The organism is Brevibacterium pigmentatum, from assembly GCF_011617465.1.
In the GTDB taxonomy this organism is placed as follows: domain Bacteria; phylum Actinomycetota; class Actinomycetes; order Actinomycetales; family Brevibacteriaceae; genus Brevibacterium; species Brevibacterium pigmentatum.
On the sequence record NZ_CP050153.1, the window covers coordinates 2179594 to 2198177 of the forward strand.

An 18584-nucleotide genomic window follows, 5' to 3' on the forward strand; every position below is an offset into this window, starting at 1 on the left:
ACCTTCCCTCAGTACGCGAACGACAGGACGTCGTCGCCGTTGTCGGTGATCGTGGGTTTCGTATTCGTCTGGTCGAGTTCGGGCATCGCCGAGGCGACTCCGCCCTTGACGTACTTCGTGATCAGCCGCAGTTCGACGACCATCAGAATTCCGTAGACGGTGGTGAGGCTGATCAGGGAGAACAGCAGCATCCCAGGCGTCACCTCCGGTGACAGCGCCGCCTGGGTGTACATATACACCCCGTCGAGCTGTGCCGGGTTCGGTGCGACGACGAAGGGCTGACGTCCCATCTCGGTGAAGATCCATCCGGCCGAATTCGCGAGGAACGGTGCCGTAATGGCCAGGACGAATCCGCGACTGAGCCATTTCGACTCGGGCACCGCGCCCTTGCGGGCCAGCCAGAGTCCGATGACGCAGACTCCTGCGGCCAGGGCGCCGAAGCCGATCATCATGCGGAAGCCCCAGTAGGTGACGATCATGATCGGCTGGTAGTCGACCGGTTCGCCGGCGTGCTCGCCGTACCGCGGGTCGTCGGGGATGTGGGTGCCGTAGCGCTCCTGGTATTCCGGCAGCAGCGTCGTCACTCCGTGGACCGGTGTGTCGAAGTCGCCGTTGGCCAGGAACGACAGCAGACCGGGGATTTCGAAGATGTTCTCGACTCCGTCGCAGTCGTTCGATGCGGGGTCGGCGATCGTGAGCACGGAGAATTGGGTGCCGTCGTGGCAGGCCGCCTCGGCGGAGGCCATCTTCATGGGCTGCTGTTCGAACATCAGCTTGGACTGGATATCACCGGTGATCGAGACCCCGGCGAAGGCGAAGATCCCGACGATCGCGCCGATGCGCAGGGACTTGATCCACACCGTGTGGTCCATCTTGTCCCGTCCGGGGAGTTCCTTCGACGAGCCGACGATGACCTTGCCGTCGGTGCCGACGCTGTCGATTCCGGCCTTGCGCCGGTGGTAGAGGTGGTACCACGAGATGCCGAGGAGGAAGGAACCGCCGACGGCCAGGGCGCCGAAGATCGCGTGAGTGAAGGCGGCGATAGCGGTGTTGTTGCCGAGCACAGCCCAGACGTCGGTCATCACTGGCCGACCGTCGACCATTTCCACGCCGACCGGGTGCTGCATCCAGGAATTCGCGACGATGATGAAGTAGGCCGAGAGCCATGTGCCGATGACGGCCAACCACAGTGAGCCGAGGTGGACCGCCCGGGGCAGTCGGCCCCAGCCGAAGATCCACAGGCCGAGGAACGTCGATTCGAGGAAGAAGGCCAGCAGGGCCTCCAAGGCCAAGGGCGCGCCGAAGACATCGCCGACGAAGCGGGAGTATTCGCTCCAGGCCATGCCGAACTGGAATTCCTGGACCAGACCGGTGGCCACACCCATGATGAAGTTGATCAGGAAGAGCTTGCCGAAGAACTTCGTGCTCCGCAGATACACCTCGTTGCCGGTGCGGTGGTATATCGTCTGCAGGACCGCCACGAGCATGCCCAGTCCCAGGGTCAACGGCACCATCCAGAAGTGGTAAACCGTCGTGATTCCGAATTGCCACCGTCCGATGAGGACCGGGTCCAGCTCCATGGGCGCTCCATTCAGGTTTCACACGAGCATTGTTTCTACGTCACGTAGAATTCTACAGTTCGTAGAAACCCCACCCGAGTGGTTTCATCATTCAAGACTCCCGGTTCCAAGTATGCGCTGGAACAAGGACGCCTGACCAGGGCCGCCACCGGACCGAAGCTCAGGCGCCTGTGTGGAATTCGACAGACTGTAGAGATATACTGGTGCGATCAGACCGACGAAGAAATTGAGGGCGAAAGAACTGTGGGAACACTGGGTGAACTCGAACGCAGCGTCATGGACGCCATCTGGGTCCACGACGACGGGTTGAGTGCCGCCGAGCTCCGCGAGGTCCTCTCGGATCGTGAGCTCGCACTGACGACGGTCCATACGGTCCTGTCTCGACTCGAGAAGAAGGGCTTCGTCACTCGCGATCGCAGCATCCGACCGCACCGCTATGTGGCGGTCTCGACCCGTGAGGATCACGTGGCCGAGCTGATGACCGAGATGCTGTCTCAGGCACCGGATCGTCAGGCTGTCCTCGCTCGCTTCCTCGGCACCGTCTCGGAGGCCGATACCAAGGCGCTGCGCAATCTGCTCGGGCGCAATCACTCGACGCAGTCCTGACCCAGGCCGGTCACCTCAATGACCATCGTGGGAATCATTCTGGCCGTGCTGGCTTTTCTGCTGGCATGGCCAATTCCTGCGGCACTCGCTCGATTCCGCGGTGACCCGATCTCCGAGGTCGTCCTCTGGCAGGCCGTCGGACTCTCCGGAGGGCTCTCCCTCATCGGCGCCGCTCTCGCCTTCGCCGTCGCCCCGGGCACGACGAGCCTTCCCCAGGGGCTCTTCGATCTCATCCGCGGCAAGGACCACACTCAGCTGTCGCTTCTGGCATGGATCTTCCTCGTCATCGCCGTCCTCCTCATCGCCCGCCTCCTCGGCTGTTTGATTCTGACGCTCTATTCGGCACGACAGACCCGCCTGCGCCACGACGAGATCCTGCACCTGCTCAGCGAACCGTCGAGCGCGTACCCGGATACTCGCATCATCACCACCGATGAAGCCGTCGCCTACTGCCTGCCCAAGGGGCCGCGGAAAGGCACTGCGGTCCTGTCGACCGGTCTGCTCAAGGCCCTCGACGAGGATGAGCGCACTGCCGTCATCGCCCATGAGCGGGCCCATCTGGACTTCCGGCACGATGTGCTCGTCATCCCCTTTGCCGCCTGGCATCGTGCTCTGCCGTACTTCTCGGCCACGGCGATCGGGTTGAATTCGGTGAATCGGCTCATCGAGCTCATGGCCGATGATCAGGCGCGCGACCATGTCGATCCGCAGATCCTGGCAAAGGCAGTGAGCTCCGCCGCAGCGATCAGTCCCGAGCACCGCGGTGATCTGTCAGCCCTGCGCATCCAGCGCCTGTCACATCCCTTGGACCCGGCGCGGATCCCCGTGCGGCTGATGTCGATCGGACTCGCCGTTCTGCTTCTGCTCCTGCCGACTCTGCTCATCGTCACACCGTCCGCCTTCGGCATCTGAGCCCGGACCGACAATCGGCCCGGGCTCAGTTGGGTTGGTGTTGACTCGGATCAGTTGGTGCTGACCCAGTCCGTCGATCTCAGCTGTCGATGCGTTCGGCATCGAGGACGGCGGCGCCGGAGACGATGAACTCCTTGCGCGGCCCGACCGAGGATCCCATGAGGAGTTCGAAGGTGTTCTCCGCCATCTCGGCATCGGCCATCGTCACCCGCCGCAGGGTGCGCATGCTCGGGTCCATGGTCGTCTCGGCCAACTGGTCGGCATCCATCTCGCCGAGGCCTTTGTACCGCTGGATCGGTTCCTTGTAGGTCTTCTTCTGCTTCTCGAGTTTCTTCAGCAGAGCGTGGAGCTCGGCTTCGGTGTAGGTGTAGATGACGTCGTTGGGCGTTCCGCGCTTCGTCACGACCTCCACCCGGTGCAGCGGAGGCACTGCGGCGAAGACGCGACCGGCTTCGACCAGCGGCTTCATGTACCGGAAGAACAGGGTGAGAAGCAGAGTGCGGATATGCGCGCCGTCGACATCGGCATCGGTCATGATGATGACTCGTCCGTAGCGGGCGGAGTTGATATCGAAGCTGCGCCCGGAACCGGCGCCGATGACCTGGATGAGCGCGGAGCATTCGACGTTGGCGAGCATGTCGGCCAAGGTCGCCTTCTGCACGTTGAGGATCTTCCCGCGGATGGGGAACAGCGCCTGGTGGTCGGAGTTGCGCGCGGCCTTCGCCGTGCCCATCGCAGAGTCGCCCTCGACGATGAACAGCTCCGTGTCCTCCACCCCGTTGTCGCGGCAGTCGTAGAGCTTCGCCGGCAGCGAGGAGGCTTCCAATGCGGTCTTGCGCCGCTGGTTCTCCTTGTGGGTGCGGGCGGAGATGCGCGACTTCATCTCGGCCACGACCTTCTCCATCAGCACCGCGGCCTGCTGCTTATCGGCACGCTTGGTCGAGGCGAGCACCTCGCCGAGCTGAGTCTCGACGGTCTTCGCCACGATCTGTCGCACAGCCGCGGTGCCGAGGACTTCCTTGGTCTGGCCTTCGAACTGCGGTTCGGCCAGCTGCACGGTGACGACGGCGGTGATGCCGGCGAGCACATCGTCCTTCTCGAGTTTGTCCTTGCCGACCTTGAGTTTGCGTGCGTTGGCGTCGACGACCTTGCGCATGGCCTTCAGACAGGCCTGTTCGAACCCGGCCAGGTGCGTGCCGCCCTGTGGTGTGGCGACCACGTTGACGAAGGACTTCAGCTTCGTGTCGTAGCCGGTCCCCCAGCGCAGAGCGATATCGACGCCGACTTCACGTTCGACTTCCTTGGACTCGAGGTGGCCCGAGGAGTTCAGCACCGGGACGGTCTCCCTGAAGGTGCCGGTGTTCTGCAGCCGCCAGGTGTCGGTGATCGGCGGGTCGATCGAGAGGTGGTCGACGAATTCGGTGATTCCGCCGTCGAACTTGAAGACCTCTTCGCGCTCCTCGACGACAGCACCCGTCTCGTCTCGGGCGACACCGCGCCGGTCGACGATGCGCAGCTCGAGGCCGGGCACGAGGAAGGCCGTCTGACGGGCGCGCTCGACCAGATGCTGGTAGTCGAATTGGGCTTTGGACAGGAAGATCTGCGGATCGGCCCAGTACTGGACACGGGTTCCGGTCGCGCCGCGCTTGACTTTGCCGACGATGTCGAGGCCGGTCGGTTCCTGGAATTCCTCGAAGGGGTTGTCGGGGCTCGGGGTGCCGGAGGAATCGTCGAAGCGTCCGGGTATGCCTCGGCGGAAGGACATCTTGTGCACCTTCGAACCGCGGGTGACCTCGACGTCGAGGCGCGCGGACAGGGCGTTGACGACCGAGGCGCCGACTCCGTGCAGGCCGCCCGAGGCGGCGTAGGACGAGCCGCCGAATTTGCCGCCGGCGTGGAGCTTGGTCATGACGACCTCGACGCCGGTCAGACCGGTTTTCGGTTCGATGTCGACGGGGATGCCGCGCCCCTTGTCGGTGACGGCCACCGAGCCGTCGGCCGCGAGTTCGATGAGGATCTCGGATCCGTACCCGCCGAGGGCCTCGTCGACGGAGTTGTCGATGACCTCCCACAGACAGTGCATGAGACCGCGGGAATCGGTCGTGCCGATGTACATGCCGGGTCGCTTGCGAACCGCTTCAAGACCCGACAGGACGGACAAGTGCCTGGCGCCGTAGCTTTCGTCTTCCACACAATTCCTCTCGTTCGATTAAATTCTAATCGCTGCGTGCTCAGGACCCTATTCTCTGCGGCTCGTGTCGGGAATCCATTCGGACGAACGCGACCATGGGCACTGCGGAGCTGAAACAATAGAGCCATGCGTCATCGCCTCCTCGTACCCAGCCTCCTTGCCGCTGCCGCACTGAGCCTGCCCGGCTTGGTGGCCTGTTCCCAGGGCTCGGATGCCCCCGGACGGACGGCTCAGGCGACCGAGACCACCGACCGGTCCCCCTCTGCCGGCAGCGACTCCGACGTTGGTGAAGACGCGAAGTCGGGGACCGCCTCGGCGAAGGCGGACGATGCGGACCTGGAGGGGAAGGTCATTGCGATCGATCCCGGACACAACGGCGGCAATGCGAAGCATCCGGACGAGATCAACCGGCAGGTGCCGGACGGGCGCGGCGGGACGAAGGCCTGCAACACCACGGGTACCTCGACGAACTCCGACTACCCGGAAGCCGATTTCACCTGGGCGGTGGCGAAGAAGCTGGAGAAGTCGCTGACCGGCGCGGGAGCCGAAGTCGTGCTCAGCCGCAAGGACAACAAGGGCGTCGGACCGTGTGTGGACGAGCGCGGGACGTTCGCCGACGATGCGGACCTGCTCGTGAGCATCCACGCCAACGGCAGCGAGTCGAGTTCGGTGAAGGGCTTCCACATCATCGTCGCCGATCCCGGCGAGGACGCGAAGACGGAGAAGAAGTCGGTGGACCTGGCGAAGTCCGTGGGCAGTTCGATGGGTGAGGAGTTCACTCCGAACAAGGCCTATGGAAAGGACGCGATCAGCCGGCGCCCGGACCTGGCCGGTCTCAACAATGCGTCGGTTCCCGCCGTCATCGTCGAATGCGGGGAGATGCGCAATCCGTCCGAAGCGGAGCTCATGGAGTCGAAGTCCGGGCAGAGGAAGTACGCCGATGCCCTGTTCGACGGCATCATCGACTGGTTCTGAATCGCGCACGGTGCCGCCGGTTCCGAACCGGACGCAGTCGCTGATTCCCAACGCTGAATGCCGAACGCCCCTGGGAGATCCCCAGGGGCGTTCGCTCATCTCACCTCGAGCAGAACTCGAGAACGAGACTCAGTCGAGGTAGTCTCGCAGCACCTGCGAGCGGGACGGGTGGCGCAGCTTGGCCATCGTCTTCGACTCGATCTGGCGGATGCGCTCACGGGTGACTCCGTAGACCTTGCCGATCTCGTCGAGGGTCTTCGGCTGACCGTCGTTGAGTCCGAAGCGCATGGACACCACTCCGGCTTCACGCTCCGAGAGCGTGTCGAGCACGGAGTGCAGCTGCTCCTGGAGGAGGGTGAAGCTCACCGAGTCCGAAGGCACAACGGCTTCGGAGTCCTCGATGAGGTCGCCGAACTCCGAGTCGCCGTCTTCACCCAGCGGGGTGTGCAGAGAGATGGGCTCGCGGCCGTACTTCTGCACCTCGACGACACGCTCGGGCGTCATGTCGAGTTCCTTCGCGAGCTCTTCCGGGGTCGGTTCGCGACCGAGGTCCTGCAGCATCTGACGCTGCACACGGGCGAGCTTGTTGATGACCTCGACCATATGCACAGGGATGCGGATCGTCCGCGCCTGGTCCGCCATCGCACGGGTGATCGCCTGACGGATCCACCACGTGGCGTAGGTCGAGAACTTGAAGCCCTTCGTGTAGTCGAACTTCTCCACGGCGCGGATGAGGCCGAGGTTGCCTTCCTGGATGAGGTCGAGGAAGAGCATTCCGCGGCCGGTGTAGCGCTTGGCCAGGGACACGACGAGACGGAGGTTGGCCTCCAACAGGTGGTTCTTCGCGATGCGACCGTCGTGGATGATCCACTTGTAGTCCATCGTTTCGCGAGGGTCGGTCACCTCGCCGCCGTCGAGCAGGTGCTCGGCGTACATTCCGGCCTCGATGCGCTTGGCCAGGTCGACTTCCTCGGCGGCGTTGAGCAGTGCCACCTTGCCGATCTGCTTGAGGTAGTCCTTGACCGGGTCCGCGGTCGCACCGGCGGAGACGACCTGCTGGGCAGGTGCGTCCTCTTCGTCGGCGTCGGAGACGATGAAGCCTCCGGCCTCGGCAACGGCGGCGTTCTTCTCCTTCTCTTCCGAGTTCTTCGTCTCGGTCGCCTCGGCGGGGCTCTCCTCTGTGGCCAGAGCGTCCGCTGCCGGTTCGACCTCCTCGGTGGTGTCGATGACGTCGTCGGCCTTCTTCTCCTTGGTCGCCTTCTTGGCTTCCTTGGCGGCGGTGGCCTTCGTCGTGGTCGTCTTCGCAGCGGCAGTCGACTTCACTGCGGTGGTCTTCTTCGCAGCAGTCGTCTTCTTCGACGCAGCCGTCTTCTTCGACGCAGCCGTCTCGGCTTTTGCGGCAGTCGACTTCGCAGTCGTCGCCTTCTTGGTTCCGGCAGCGGTCGTCTTCTTCGCAGTGGACTTCGACGCCGCAGTGGTCTTGGTTCCACCGGTCGAGGTCGAGCCAGCCGTTCCCTCCGACTTCTCCGTCACCGTTGTGGATTCCTTGTCGACTCTGGGCACGTGTTCACCTTTCGCGAGCGTTGAAACTTCCCCATGCATTCGGACAGTACTAAGACCCAAGTCAAGTGGTCCGCGTGCGGTCCGGGGCGAACGCACAGTTCGCCCATCGTGCAATGACTGGGTCAACGCTTAATTTTCTCACGTTATTCCCGGCTTTGCGAATCGGCCCTCCAAGGGTCCGCGGCGTTACAACCTGACTTTCCCCGGCAACAACGTGACCTGCGAAACTGTTCCCTTTTCGCCTCCCCGTTGTCTCCCCTCGCCGAGGCGGCCGACCGTCCCAGCCGATCCATCGGTGACGGAATCGATCGATGGGTGACAACGTCGGTCCGTAGGTGACGGCACGGTGCCGATGTTCAGTCGGTGACAACGTCGATCGCTCACCCTGGCCCGATCAGATGGTCGAACTCTGAGTCTCTGTCAGCCAGCGGGGCAGGCATCCCATGTTGACCGCGCTGACGATGAGTTCGGCCAGGCCGTGTTCGGATTCGAGTTCGATGGCGGCGCGTGCATAGTTCAGCGCCATCGTCGATCCACCCAGCGACCATTCGAACCAGGCAATGACGGCATAGGTGTTGGCTCTCGCCTGCGGGTGGCCGGCCTGCAGGTAGTCCTTGAGCAAAGCGATGGTGAGCAGCAGGTCTCGCGGCCGCGGCGCACGTGAGGAGAGCCCGACCAGCTCCTGAGCGGCCCGTGCTTGGGAGACGACACGGCGGCTCAGCGTGCAGAGTTCGTCACCGTCGAGCCCTTTGACCAGGGAGGGCGGGAAGTCGGGGTGGTCGAAGCTGAGGATCATCTCGAGGGCGTCGCGTGACCAGAGCTCCACGAGCAGAGTGTCGAACGCCATCACTGTCGGCAGGTCCATCAGGTCGTGGATGCGCGCCTCGTCGATCGCCTCCTCCTCGCGCCGCATCGCGTTCAGGCGCGGATAGACATCGGCGAGGATCGCGAAGGCCTCGTCCGTGCCCATCCACTCCTCGGCGTGTCCGCGACGACTGTCGGCGAAGGCTGCGGCGGGCATCGGGGAGATGACGAGATCCTCGGGGTCGCTGACGGGGTTGGATCCCCCGGCGACGAGTTCCGTGGCACACGCCGAGGTGGTGGCCTCGATCAGCGGTGTGCAGTCATAGCCGTCCTCGTCGATGCGTCCGAAGTGCTCCTGGTTGACCCACCATGCGCTGAGAGTGTCGACGCTTCTGGCGGCGAAGGTCAGGGCCAGCTCATCGATGGCCGCCCGGATGAGACCACGGTGGACCTCCGCGTATTCCGCGTCGGCACCGGCCTCGAAGGCGCTGACCGGCTGGTAGTCGTCATCGTAGAGAACGAGGAAGACCCCGGTGACCGTGCAGGCGCGCATGATGAGATCGGCGTACCAGCCGCCGCCTTCGGACAGTGTCTGCGCCGCACTCTCCCGGTCGAAGTCGATGCGCATCGTCGTCGAACTGGTCTGGGCCCCTTGCTTCTCCGTGCCGACGATGACGGCGACGAGGCTGCGGCGCGGGGTGTAGCCGAGAGTGTGCGGGATGATCCCGATGATGTCCTCGGGTGTGCGGGCCGGTGTCTTCACTGTGTCCTCCTGTGTCGGTTGGGAACCCGCCTGTTGTTGAGGTTCCCGTGGGTGAGGGTGGGCCCGTTCCTCGAGTGGACCTCCTGTCTGCGAACCACTCAATCCGACTCCGCGGCGATTCCTCCAGGCCCCGGCCGGCGCCTGTGGACGGGCCGAATCCGTCCACAGCGCAGGAGTGGATGAGTCACGGCCGTCGTCCCCACGAGATTCCGAGCCGAATTGCCTCAGACGCCTCACTGGCATACAAGTGAGGGGTGGCGAAGCGACGGATATACACAGCTCCTGGTTCTCAAGTGGTCGACATCTCGACGGGTGAGGCCCGGTTGGAGAAGGTCGACGGTGAGGCCGATTCCTATGTGCTCCACGTCAACGGGGTCCCCTCTTCGTCGATCACTCTCAGCGATCCGCAGCGGCTGGATTTTGAGTACCTCGACTGGATGCGACGCATCATCGACGTCGAACTCCCCGACCAGACCCTGCGGGCCGCGCATATCGGGGCCGCCGGCTGTGCCCTGGCCAGGGCACTGGACTCGGAACGGCCGGGATCGAAGCAGACGGCGATCGACATCGATGCCAAGCTGCTCGACTTCGCCCGCGACTGGTTCGATCTGCCCCGCTCCCCTGCCTTGGCCCTGCGTGCCGGCGACGGCGCGGTGGAGATCGGCAAGTTCCGACCCGACACCCTCGACGTCCTCGTCCGGGATGCCTTCGACCACGACTCGGTTCCCCCGTCCCTGCAGACATCGGAGTTCTTCGCCTCCTGCGCCGAGGCGGTCAAGGACTCCGGACTCTATGTCGCCAATGTTCCTGACACCGGTGACCACCACGTCCTCCGGTCCGAGCTCCGCATCCTCGGCGAACATTTCGCCCATCTTGCCGCCGCCACGGAGCCAGCGATACTCAAAGGACGTCGACGCGGCAATGTCGTCGTCCTCGCCTCCAACACCCCGCTCGATACGAACGGTCTCGACCGCAGTCTCCGCACCGCCGCCTCCTCCGCGACATTCCTGGCAGGGTCGAGTCTGCGCTCGCGCTTAGGTCTCTGACTCCACCACCTGCCCGCGCTGTTCGAGCGCCTGCCTCCCGCGTCGGCATGTGCTCGCGTCCGGCCCTCTGACCACAGCGTCCGCCCACACTCTCCTGGAATGTGAGGTACGCCCCGGTCCGAAATGACGTTGCGACTACAGACGCGGGGGAAAGTTCGGCATAATTGAATGCCGACCCAAGAAGGTGAGATGACGGAAACTTCAGAAATTCGTGTCGAGCAGACCAAGCTCGACGAGCTCTATGCCCGCCTCGATGAGCTCCGGGAGGAGACGACAGCCCGCCTGGGCACGGTGAGGATCTCCGAGGTCGGAGGCAACCACCAGCACCGCGCCGAACGCGATGCCTTCGCGACTCTGTACGAAGATCAGCTCATCCGCCTCGACGGCGCCGAAGAGGGACTGTGCTTCGGTCGCCTCGACATCGTCGATGAAGACGCCCCTGCCTATATCGGCCGCATCGGGCTCACCGACGAACAGCGTCAGCAGATCCTCATCGACTGGAGGGCCCCCGCCGCCGAACGCTTCTACCAGTCAACTGCCGCCAACCCCGACGGAATCGCCCGTCGCCGTCACCTCGTCACCGCGAACCGGAAGGTCACCGGCATCGAAGACGATGTGCTCGACATCGACGCACTCGATGACACTCAGCGGTCGAACCTGCAGGGCGAAGGCGCACTGCTCGCGGCACTGACCACTCATCGCACGGGTCGGATGGGCGACATCGTCGCAACCATCCAGGCCGAACAGGATGCGATCATCCGCCGTCCGCTCTCCGGCGTCCTCGTCGTCCAGGGCGGACCGGGCACCGGCAAGACCGCCGTGGCCCTCCACCGTGCCGCGTTCCTGCTCTACCGTCACCGGGAGCGCATCGCGAAATCCGGTGTCCTCCTCGTCGGACCGTCGACGGTGTTCCTCAAGTACATCGAGAAAGTTCTGCCCAGCCTCGGCGAGACCGGTGCCGTCCTGCTCACCCCGGGTCAGCTGTATCCGGGACTCGACACGGATGCCGCGGATGCACCGGCCGTCGCCGAGATCAAGGGCCGCTCCGTCATGGCTCGGGTGCTGAAGAACCATATTGCCAACTACCAGCGCATTCCCGATGAGGATGTCGAGATGCGGGTGCGTTCGCACACGATCGTGCTGCGTCGCCGGGACGTCCAGTCCGCGCGCGATCGGGCTCGTCGCAGCGGAGATCCGCACAACGCCGCCCGCACCGGTTTCGTCACCGGTCTGCTGAAGACCCTCGCCGAGGATCTCGCCCGTGAGATGGGCTTGGATGGACCCGGAGAGCGGCTGCCCGAGCTGCTCGAAGATCTGCGCAGCTCCGTCGACGTCCGTCGCGCCCTCAACCTCGCGTGGTTCCCCATCGGACCCGCCGCCGCTCTGCGATCTCTGCTGGGCAGGCCGCACAAGCTGCGGGCCGCCGCTCGCAAGCTCCTCACTCCCGCCGAGCAGTCGATTCTGCTCAAGCAGCGTCGGGAGGAGTTCACGGTCGACGATGTGCCGCTGCTCGACGAGCTGGCCGAACTTCTCGGTTCCGCTCCGCAGCAGACGCAGGCCCAGGACGACTCGGCCCGCGAATATGCCGAAGCCGTCGTCGATATGACCGAGACCGGCGGAATGGTCTCCTCCGAGACCCTCGCCGCCCGCTGGGAGGAACAGGGACCGTCGCTGACCCTGGCCGAACGCGCACTTGAGGACAGGGAGTGGACGTACGGCCACCTCGTCGTCGATGAGGCGCAGGAGCTCACCCCCATGCAGTGGCGGATCCTCTTCCGTCGCGTGCCGTCGAAGTCGGCCACCGTCGTCGGCGACCTCGCACAGTCCTCGCAGGTCGACAACGCCCGCACCTGGTCATCGATCCTCTCCGAATTCGTCGGCGACCGTTTCGCGCTCCAGGTGCTCACGGTCTCCTACCGCACCCCGCAGTCGGTGATGGACCTGGCCAATCGCTATCTGCATCGGCACTTCCCGCAGCTCGAGCTCGTGGAGTCGGTTCGCCAGGGAGGATCGGATCCGCAGTTGGATTCGTTCGCCGACGAATCCGAGCTGCTGTCCGCCCTCCCCGAGGCGGTTGCGGCCGAGGTGTCCGCCGCAGAAGACGGGAAGATCGCAGTCATCGCTGATGAGGGGCTCATCGACCCCATCGCCGAGGCGATCGCGGACTTCGATTTCGGGCGTTCGGTCACGGGCTTGGACCATCAGATCGCCCTCATCACCCCGCAGCAGGCCAAAGGCCTCGAGTTCGATGCGGTGGTCATCGTCGAGCCCGGCCGCATCGCCCCGCTCGGCAGCGAGGAGGGCGTCGGCGGTCTCTATGTGGCGCTGACCCGAACGACGGAACGCCTGCGCGTCCTGGCCTCCGTGTCCACGGAACTGACGGAGCTCTTTCCCGCCGAGGCAGTCCCCCAAGCCGGCTGACCTCCCCTATTACTACCTGACGGCGGCCCAGCAACCTCGCGCGAGGTAGCTGGGCCGCCGTCAGGTAGTAATTGAGGGGTGAATGTGGAAGGCCGCTTGGGTTCGGCTTCCCCTCCGAACCGCAAGCGGCCGCGCGCCGTAGCGCGCACGTTCAATACTACACAACTATTTCTGTACCGCGGTACTCGAAACGGCAATTTCTGACAGAAATCTCAGCCGTCTCAGGATCCGATCTCGCGCACGCTCCGCGACGCTCAGTCCGCGAAGTCGTCGGGGGCGGGTTCGCGGGTCTGTCCGGACTGCAGAAGCGCATCGGCACGCAGCGAATCGATCGCGGTCTCGAAGTCTTCGAGCGAGTCGAAGCCCTGGTACACGCTGGCGAATCGCAGGTAGGCGACCTGGTCGAGTTCGCGCAGAGGTTCGAGGATCGACAGGCCCACTTCGTCGGCATCGATCTCCGCGATTCCGCGCGACCGGATGTTCTCCTCCACCCGCTGTGCGAGCTTCGCAAGATCATCGTCGCTGACCGGACGTCCCTGGCAGGCCTTGCGCACACCCGACATGATCTTCTGACGGGAGAACTCCTCGGTGACTCCGGAGCGTTTGATCACCGACAGACTCGTGGCCTCCATCGTGGTGAAGCGGCGGCCGCAGTGACGGCACTGCCGGCGCCGACGGATCGCGGCGCCGTCTTCGCTGGTCCTCGAATCGACGACCCGCGAATCGGACTCGCGGCAGAACGGACAGCGCATCTCTACTCCTCGAACCTGATGTCGACAGCCCGGCCGTGGGCCGGCAGCTGTTCGCTGGCGGCGAGAACACCGATGTGTCCGGCCACCTCGTGCAGTGCCGCCCGGTCATAGTCGATGACCTGGCTGGCCTTGATGAATGAGTGCACACCCAGACCCGAACCGTGAGCGGCGGTGCCCATCGTGGGCAGCACGTGGTTCGATCCGGCACAGTAGTCGCCCAGCGACACCGGTGCCCAATCGCCGAGGAAGACCGCTCCCCCGTTCGTGATCCGAGCCCCGACCGCTTCCGCCTCGGCAGTGTGGACCTCGACGTGTTCACCGGCATAGCCGTTGACGACGGTGATCCCGGCGTCGATGTCGTCGACGAGGACGATCGCCGACTGCCGTCCGGCCAGCGCCGTCGCGATCCGTTCGGTATGCATCGCCTCCGGCACCTGCACGTCCAGCTCTGTCTGCACCGCTTCGGCGAGTGCGACGGAATCGGTGACCAGCACCGAGGCGGCCAGTTCGTCATGCTCGGCCTGGCTGATGAGATCGGCGGCGACGAAGCGCGGGTCCGCCTGGTCGTCGGCGAGGATGATGATCTCCGTGGGTCCGGCGACCGCGTCGATGCCGACCCGTGAGCGGACGAGCGACTTCGCCGCGGCCACATAGGCGTTTCCGGGGCCGGTGATGAGGTCGACGGGCTCGAGTTCCTCGCCGTCGTCGAAACCGAAGGCCAGGGCACCGATCGCCTGTGCTCCGCCAATCGCCCAGACTTCGTCGACGCCGAGGATGTGTGCGGTGGCGAGCACCGTCGGGTGAGGCAGGCCGTTGCTCTGCGGCGGGCTGGCGATCGCCAGTGAGTGGGCGCCGGCGGTCTGCGCGGGCACGACGTTCATGATCACCGTCGAGGGGTACACGGCCAGTCCGCCGGGCACATAGAGTCCGACGCGTTCGACCGGCAGGTGGCGGGTGGTGACGAAAGCGCCGGAGGCCAGCTCGGTGCGGACATCGACGGGGCGCTGATCGGCGGCGACCGTCCGAGCTCGGGCGATGGATTCGACGAGCGCGGCCTTGACCGCGGGGTCGAGAACTGCGGCAGCCTCGGCCAGTGCGGATTCCGGTACGCGCAGGGTTTCGGGGCGCACTCCGTCGAAGCGTTCGGTGAAGTCCTTCACCGCGGCCGCTCCCCCACCGGCGACGGTGTCGAGCAGTTCGGCCACCCGTCTTTCGATATCGGCATGGGTCTCGGCGGCCCGAGGCAGCTTCTGCGCCAGGAATCGCTTGTTGAGGGTCTCACCACGGAAGTCCAGAATGTTCACCCGCACCATTCTAGTCTCCGCGGCAAGACATCGGTCCTCCGGCTCGAACTGCGGACCGACCGCAACGACCTCAGACGCTCAAGCAGCGAGAGCCGAGCAGCGCCTTGAGATCGCCGTAGAGGCTCGGGTTCGGGTCGACACGGATCGACCGATCCAGACGCATCACGGTCTGCCGCCCCGGCTGGGACAGGGTGATGTGGACGTCGGTCTGTCCCTTGTTGGCCTCGAGGATCTGCTTGAGTTTCGACGCCATCTCCTCGGTCGCCTTCTCCATCGGCATGATGAGGTTGAGCGGCCGGTCGTTGGGGTCGGTGACATCGGGAATCGTCATCGACATCGCCATCAAAGAGGTCGGCCGGTCATCGGAGGTGCGGATGCGTCCGGTCAGAGAGATGACGAGGTCGGTCGCCAACAGGCTCGCCACCGGTTCGTAGGTGTCGCCGAAGAACATCACTTCGATCTCGGCTTCGAGGTCCTCCAAGGTCACGATCGCATAGGGACGCCCGGAGTTCTTCGACACCTTGCGGGTGACCTGCGTGATCATTCCGCAGACCTTGATCTGGGATCCGTCGTGGCGGTGCGATTCCGGATCGACCACCTCGGCGATGGAGGCATCGGATTCGGCAGCCAGCACACCTTCGAGACCGTTGAGCGGGTGATCGGAGACGTAGAGGCCGATCATGTCGCGCTCGAAGGACAGCTTCTCCTTCTTCTCCCACTCCGGACGGTCGGGAATGGTCACGGAGAAGCCCGGTGAGTCGTCGCCCCCGCCGAGCCCGGCGAAGAGGTCGAACTGTCCGTTGGCTTCCTGCCGCTTGACGCCGATGACCGAGTCGACAGCCTCCTCGTGGACTTCGACGAGGGCGCGGCGGCTGTGGCCGAGCGAGTCGAAGCCGCCGGCCTTGATGAGGGATTCGATCGTGCGCTTGTTGCACACGTGGCTGGGCACCTTGTCGAGGAAATCCGTGAACGAGGTGTAGGCGCCCTTCTCCCCGCGGGCTTCGACGATGCCCTCGACGACGTGGGCGCCGACGTTGCGGACCGCTCCCATGCCGAAGCGGATATCGGTCCCGACAGGGGTGAAGTGGAGCGCGGATTCGTTGACGTCCGGCGGCAGCACGGTGATGCCGAGGCGGCGGCACTCGTTGAGGTAGATCGCGAGCTTGTCCTTGTTGTCACCGACCGAGGTCAGCAGGGCCGCCATGTATTCGGCCGTGTAATGGGCCTTGAGGAAAGCGGTCCAGTAGGACACGACGCCGTAGGCGGCCGAGTGCGCCTTGTTGAACGCGTAGTCCGAGAACGGCAGCAGGATGTCCCACAGTGCCTGAGCGGCGGCTTCGGAGTAGCCGCGTTCCTTCATACCGCCGAAGAAGCCGACCTGCTGCTTATCGAGCTCGGACTTCTTCTTCTTGCCCATCGCACGGCGGAGGATGTCGGCTTGACCGAGGGAGTAGCCGGCGACCTTCTGCGCGATCGCCATCACCTGCTCCTGGTAGATGATGAGACCGTAGGTGGTGTCGAGGATCTCCTTGAGCGGCTCCTCGAGCTCCGGGTGGATCGGCGTGACTTCCTGGAGCCCGTTCTTACGCAGCGCATAGTTCGTATGCGAATCCGCCCCCATCGGACCGGGTCGGTACAGCGCCAGAGTCGCGGAGATATCCTCGAAGTTGTCGGGCTTCATCATCCGCAGCAGGGCGCGCAGACCGCCGCCGTCGAGCTGGAACACACCGAGAGTGTCACCGCGGGTCAGCAGCTCATACGCCGCCGGATCGTCGAGATTCAGATGTTCGAGGTCGAGGTCGAAGTCCCGGTTGGCTTTGATGTTCTCCACTGCGTCGGAGATGATCGTAAGGTTTCGCAGTCCCAGGAAGTCCATCTTGATGAGCCCGAGGCCCTCAGAGGTCGGATAGTCGAACTGGGTGATGACCTGACCGTCCTGGAACCGACGCATGATCGGAATGACGTCGATGATCGGGTCCGAGGACATGATGACACCGGCGGCGTGGACACCCCACTGCCGCTTCAGCCCTTCGAGTCCCTTCGCAGTTTCGAAGGTCTCTCGGGCCTCCGGGTCCGTGTCGACGAGCTCGCGGAACTCGCCGGCTTCCTTGTAGCGCTTCGACTCAGGATCCTCGATGTCCTTGAGCGGGATGTCCTTGGCCATCTCGGCCGGCGGCAGCGCCTTCGTCAGCCGCTCGCCCATCGAGAAGGGCTTGCCGAGCACACGCGCGGAGTCCTTGAGCGCCATCTTCGTCTTGATCGTGCCGTAGGTGACGATCATCGCGACACGCTCATCGCCGTACTTCTCGGTCACATAGTCGATGACCTCGGAGCGGCGACGATCATCGAAGTCGACATCGAAGTCGGGCATGGACACACGGTCCGGGTTGAGGAAGCGCTCGAAGAACAGTCCGTGCTGCAGCGGATCGAGGTCGGTGATGCGCATCGCGTAGGCGACCATGGAGCCGGCTCCCGAACCGCGGCCGGGTCCGACGCGGATGCCGTTGTCCTTCGACCAGTTGATGAAGTCGGCGACGACGAGGAAGTAGCCGGGGAAGCCCATCGAGATGATGATGTCGAGCTCGTAGTCGGCCTGTCGGCGGACGTCGTCGGGAACACCGTCGGGGTAGCGGTAGTCGAGTCCCTTCGCGACTTCCTTGATCAGCCACGAGGTCTCGTCCTCGCCGGGAGGGCACGGGAACTTCGGCATATAGTTCGCCGAGGTGTCGAAGGAGACTTCGCACTTCTCGGCGATCTCGAGGGTGTTGTCGCAGGCTTCGGGGAACTCTTTGAACAGCGACCGCATCTCTGCGGGAGTCTTGAGGTAGTAGCCGGAGCCGGAGAAGGCGAACCGCGAACCGCCCTGATCATAGGTGGGTTCGATGAGTTTGGAACCGGATTGGATCGCCAGCAGCGCTTCGTGCGCCTTCGCATCCGATTCGTGCGTGTAGTGGAGGTCGTTGGTGGCGACCAGCGGAATGTCGAGTTCCTTCGACAGCCGGATGAGGTCCTTCGTCACCCTCTTCTCGATGGACAGGCCGTGGTCCATGAGTTCGACGTAGTAGTTGTCCTTACCGAAGATCTCGCGGTACTTCCCGGCGGCCGCTTTGGCTTCTTCGTACTGTCCCAGTCGCAGCCGCACCTGAACCTCTCCGGACGGGCAGCCGGTGGTGGCGAGGAGTCCGTCGGAATAGCTCTCGAGCAGCTCCTGGTCCAGCCGGGGCCATTTCGCGGTCACCGAGTCCAGGGAGGCATAGGACGATGCCTTGAACAGGTTCCGCATGCCCGTGTTGTTCCGCGACAGCAGGGTCATATGTGTGTAGAGACCACCGCCGGACAGGTCGTCGCTCTTCTGTGATTCGTCGGTGCGCCACTTCACGCGTGTCTTGTCCCGGCGGTCGGTGCCGGGGGTGACATAGGCTTCGACGCCGATGATCGGTTTGATGCCGGCGGCGGTCGCCTGGGACCAGAAGTCGAAGGCTCCGAACAGATACCCGTGGTCGGTCGTCGCGATCGCGGACATTCCCGATGCCTTCGTCGCCGCCATCAGATCGGCGAGGCGGGCCGCACCGTCCAACATGGAGTATTCGGTATGGACGTGGAGGTGGACGAAGTCCTCATTCGGCACTGGGCGCCGCCTTCCTGAAGTTGCCGGTGTTGCCTGCCC

General features: G+C 64.4%; 12 protein-coding genes. 5 read left to right on the forward strand and 7 right to left on the reverse strand.

What is annotated here, in order from left to right; all coding sequences use genetic code 11:
- Positions 1 to 8 precede the first annotated feature (8 nt).
- Positions 9 to 1574 carry a cytochrome ubiquinol oxidase subunit I gene (locus GUY30_RS09910; protein WP_167200882.1) on the reverse strand — a complete coding sequence of 522 codons (1566 nt, stop codon included), beginning with the start codon at positions 1572 to 1574 and terminating at the stop codon, positions 9 to 11.
- Between the two features lie 249 nt (positions 1575 to 1823).
- Between GUY30_RS09910 and GUY30_RS09915 the strand changes: the two genes are divergently transcribed.
- Together GUY30_RS09915 and GUY30_RS09920 are read left to right on the forward strand one after the other, a co-directional pair.
- Positions 1824 to 2186, forward strand: a complete 363-nt coding sequence (locus GUY30_RS09915) for a BlaI/MecI/CopY family transcriptional regulator (RefSeq protein ID WP_092013109.1) — start codon at positions 1824 to 1826, stop codon at positions 2184 to 2186.
- An 18-nt stretch (positions 2187 to 2204) separates the two neighbouring features.
- Positions 2205 to 3098 (forward strand): M56 family metallopeptidase, encoded by an 894-nt coding sequence (locus GUY30_RS09920; protein WP_167196868.1) that lies wholly within the window; start codon positions 2205 to 2207, stop codon positions 3096 to 3098.
- Between the two features lie 79 nt (positions 3099 to 3177).
- On the opposite strand, the gene GUY30_RS09925 is transcribed toward GUY30_RS09920, so the two are convergent.
- The gene (locus tag GUY30_RS09925) at positions 3178 to 5289 is read right to left on the reverse strand and encodes a DNA gyrase/topoisomerase IV subunit B (protein ID WP_167196871.1); all 2112 of its coding nucleotides are present in this window, start codon (positions 5287 to 5289) and stop codon (positions 3178 to 3180) included.
- A 126-nt stretch (positions 5290 to 5415) separates the two neighbouring features.
- Here GUY30_RS09925 and GUY30_RS09930 point away from each other — a divergent pair, with 126 nt between their 5' ends.
- Positions 5416 to 6264 carry an N-acetylmuramoyl-L-alanine amidase gene (locus GUY30_RS09930; RefSeq protein ID WP_167196873.1) on the forward strand — a complete coding sequence of 283 codons (849 nt, stop codon included), beginning with the start codon at positions 5416 to 5418 and terminating at the stop codon, positions 6262 to 6264.
- A 129-nt stretch (positions 6265 to 6393) separates the two neighbouring features.
- Here the strand turns inward: GUY30_RS09930 and GUY30_RS09935 are convergent, their stop codons facing one another.
- Positions 6394 to 7827 (reverse strand): RNA polymerase sigma factor, encoded by a 1434-nt coding sequence (locus GUY30_RS09935; RefSeq protein WP_266096022.1) that lies wholly within the window; start codon positions 7825 to 7827, stop codon positions 6394 to 6396.
- 394 nt (positions 7828 to 8221) lie between these two features.
- Positions 8222 to 9394 carry a DUF4192 family protein gene (locus GUY30_RS09940; protein WP_167196880.1) on the reverse strand — a complete coding sequence of 391 codons (1173 nt, stop codon included), beginning with the start codon at positions 9392 to 9394 and terminating at the stop codon, positions 8222 to 8224.
- A 293-nt stretch (positions 9395 to 9687) separates the two neighbouring features.
- On the opposite strand from GUY30_RS09940, the gene GUY30_RS09945 reads away from it, so the two are divergent.
- Positions 9688 to 10440 carry a spermidine synthase gene (locus tag GUY30_RS09945; protein WP_228281225.1) on the forward strand — a complete coding sequence of 251 codons (753 nt, stop codon included), beginning with the start codon at positions 9688 to 9690 and terminating at the stop codon, positions 10438 to 10440.
- A gap of 189 nt (positions 10441 to 10629) precedes the next feature.
- Positions 10630 to 12861, forward strand: a complete 2232-nt coding sequence (locus GUY30_RS09950) for a HelD family protein (protein WP_167196886.1) — start codon at positions 10630 to 10632, stop codon at positions 12859 to 12861.
- Positions 12862 to 13115: 254 nt separating this feature from the next.
- Here the strand turns inward: GUY30_RS09950 and nrdR are convergent, their stop codons facing one another.
- The 3 genes from nrdR to dnaE form a co-directional block, all read right to left on the reverse strand.
- Complete coding sequence (nrdR, locus tag GUY30_RS09955; RefSeq protein WP_167196888.1) at positions 13116 to 13613, reverse strand: transcriptional regulator NrdR; 498 nt, start codon at positions 13611 to 13613, stop codon at positions 13116 to 13118.
- A 2-nt stretch (positions 13614 to 13615) separates the two neighbouring features.
- Positions 13616 to 14926, reverse strand: coding sequence for a histidinol dehydrogenase (gene hisD, locus GUY30_RS09960; protein ID WP_167196890.1), 1311 nt, complete (start codon positions 14924 to 14926; stop codon positions 13616 to 13618).
- 61 nt (positions 14927 to 14987) lie between these two features.
- On the reverse strand, positions 14988 to 18497 hold the full coding sequence (gene dnaE, locus GUY30_RS09965; protein WP_407645312.1) for a DNA polymerase III subunit alpha: 3510 nt from the start codon (positions 18495 to 18497) through the stop codon (positions 14988 to 14990).
- Between the last annotated feature and the right edge of the window lie 87 nt (positions 18498 to 18584).

Excerpts from the sequence above, each read along its gene's own strand:
- GUY30_RS09920 (WP_167196868.1), top strand. The coding sequence starts at position 2,205 with ATGACCATCGTGGGAATCATTCTGGCCGTGCTGGCTTTTCTGCTGGCA.
- GUY30_RS09930 (WP_167196873.1), top strand. The coding sequence starts at position 5,416 with ATGCGTCATCGCCTCCTCGTACCCAGCCTCCTTGCCGCTGCCGCACTG.
- GUY30_RS09950 (WP_167196886.1), top strand. The coding sequence starts at position 10,630 with ATGACGGAAACTTCAGAAATTCGTGTCGAGCAGACCAAGCTCGACGAG.
- nrdR (WP_167196888.1), bottom strand. The coding sequence starts at position 13,613 with ATGCGCTGTCCGTTCTGCCGCGAGTCCGATTCGCGGGTCGTCGATTCG.
- hisD (WP_167196890.1), bottom strand. The coding sequence starts at position 14,926 with ATGGTGCGGGTGAACATTCTGGACTTCCGTGGTGAGACCCTCAACAAG.
- dnaE (WP_407645312.1), bottom strand. The coding sequence starts at position 18,497 with ATGTTGGACGGTGCGGCCCGCCTCGCCGATCTGATGGCGGCGACGAAG.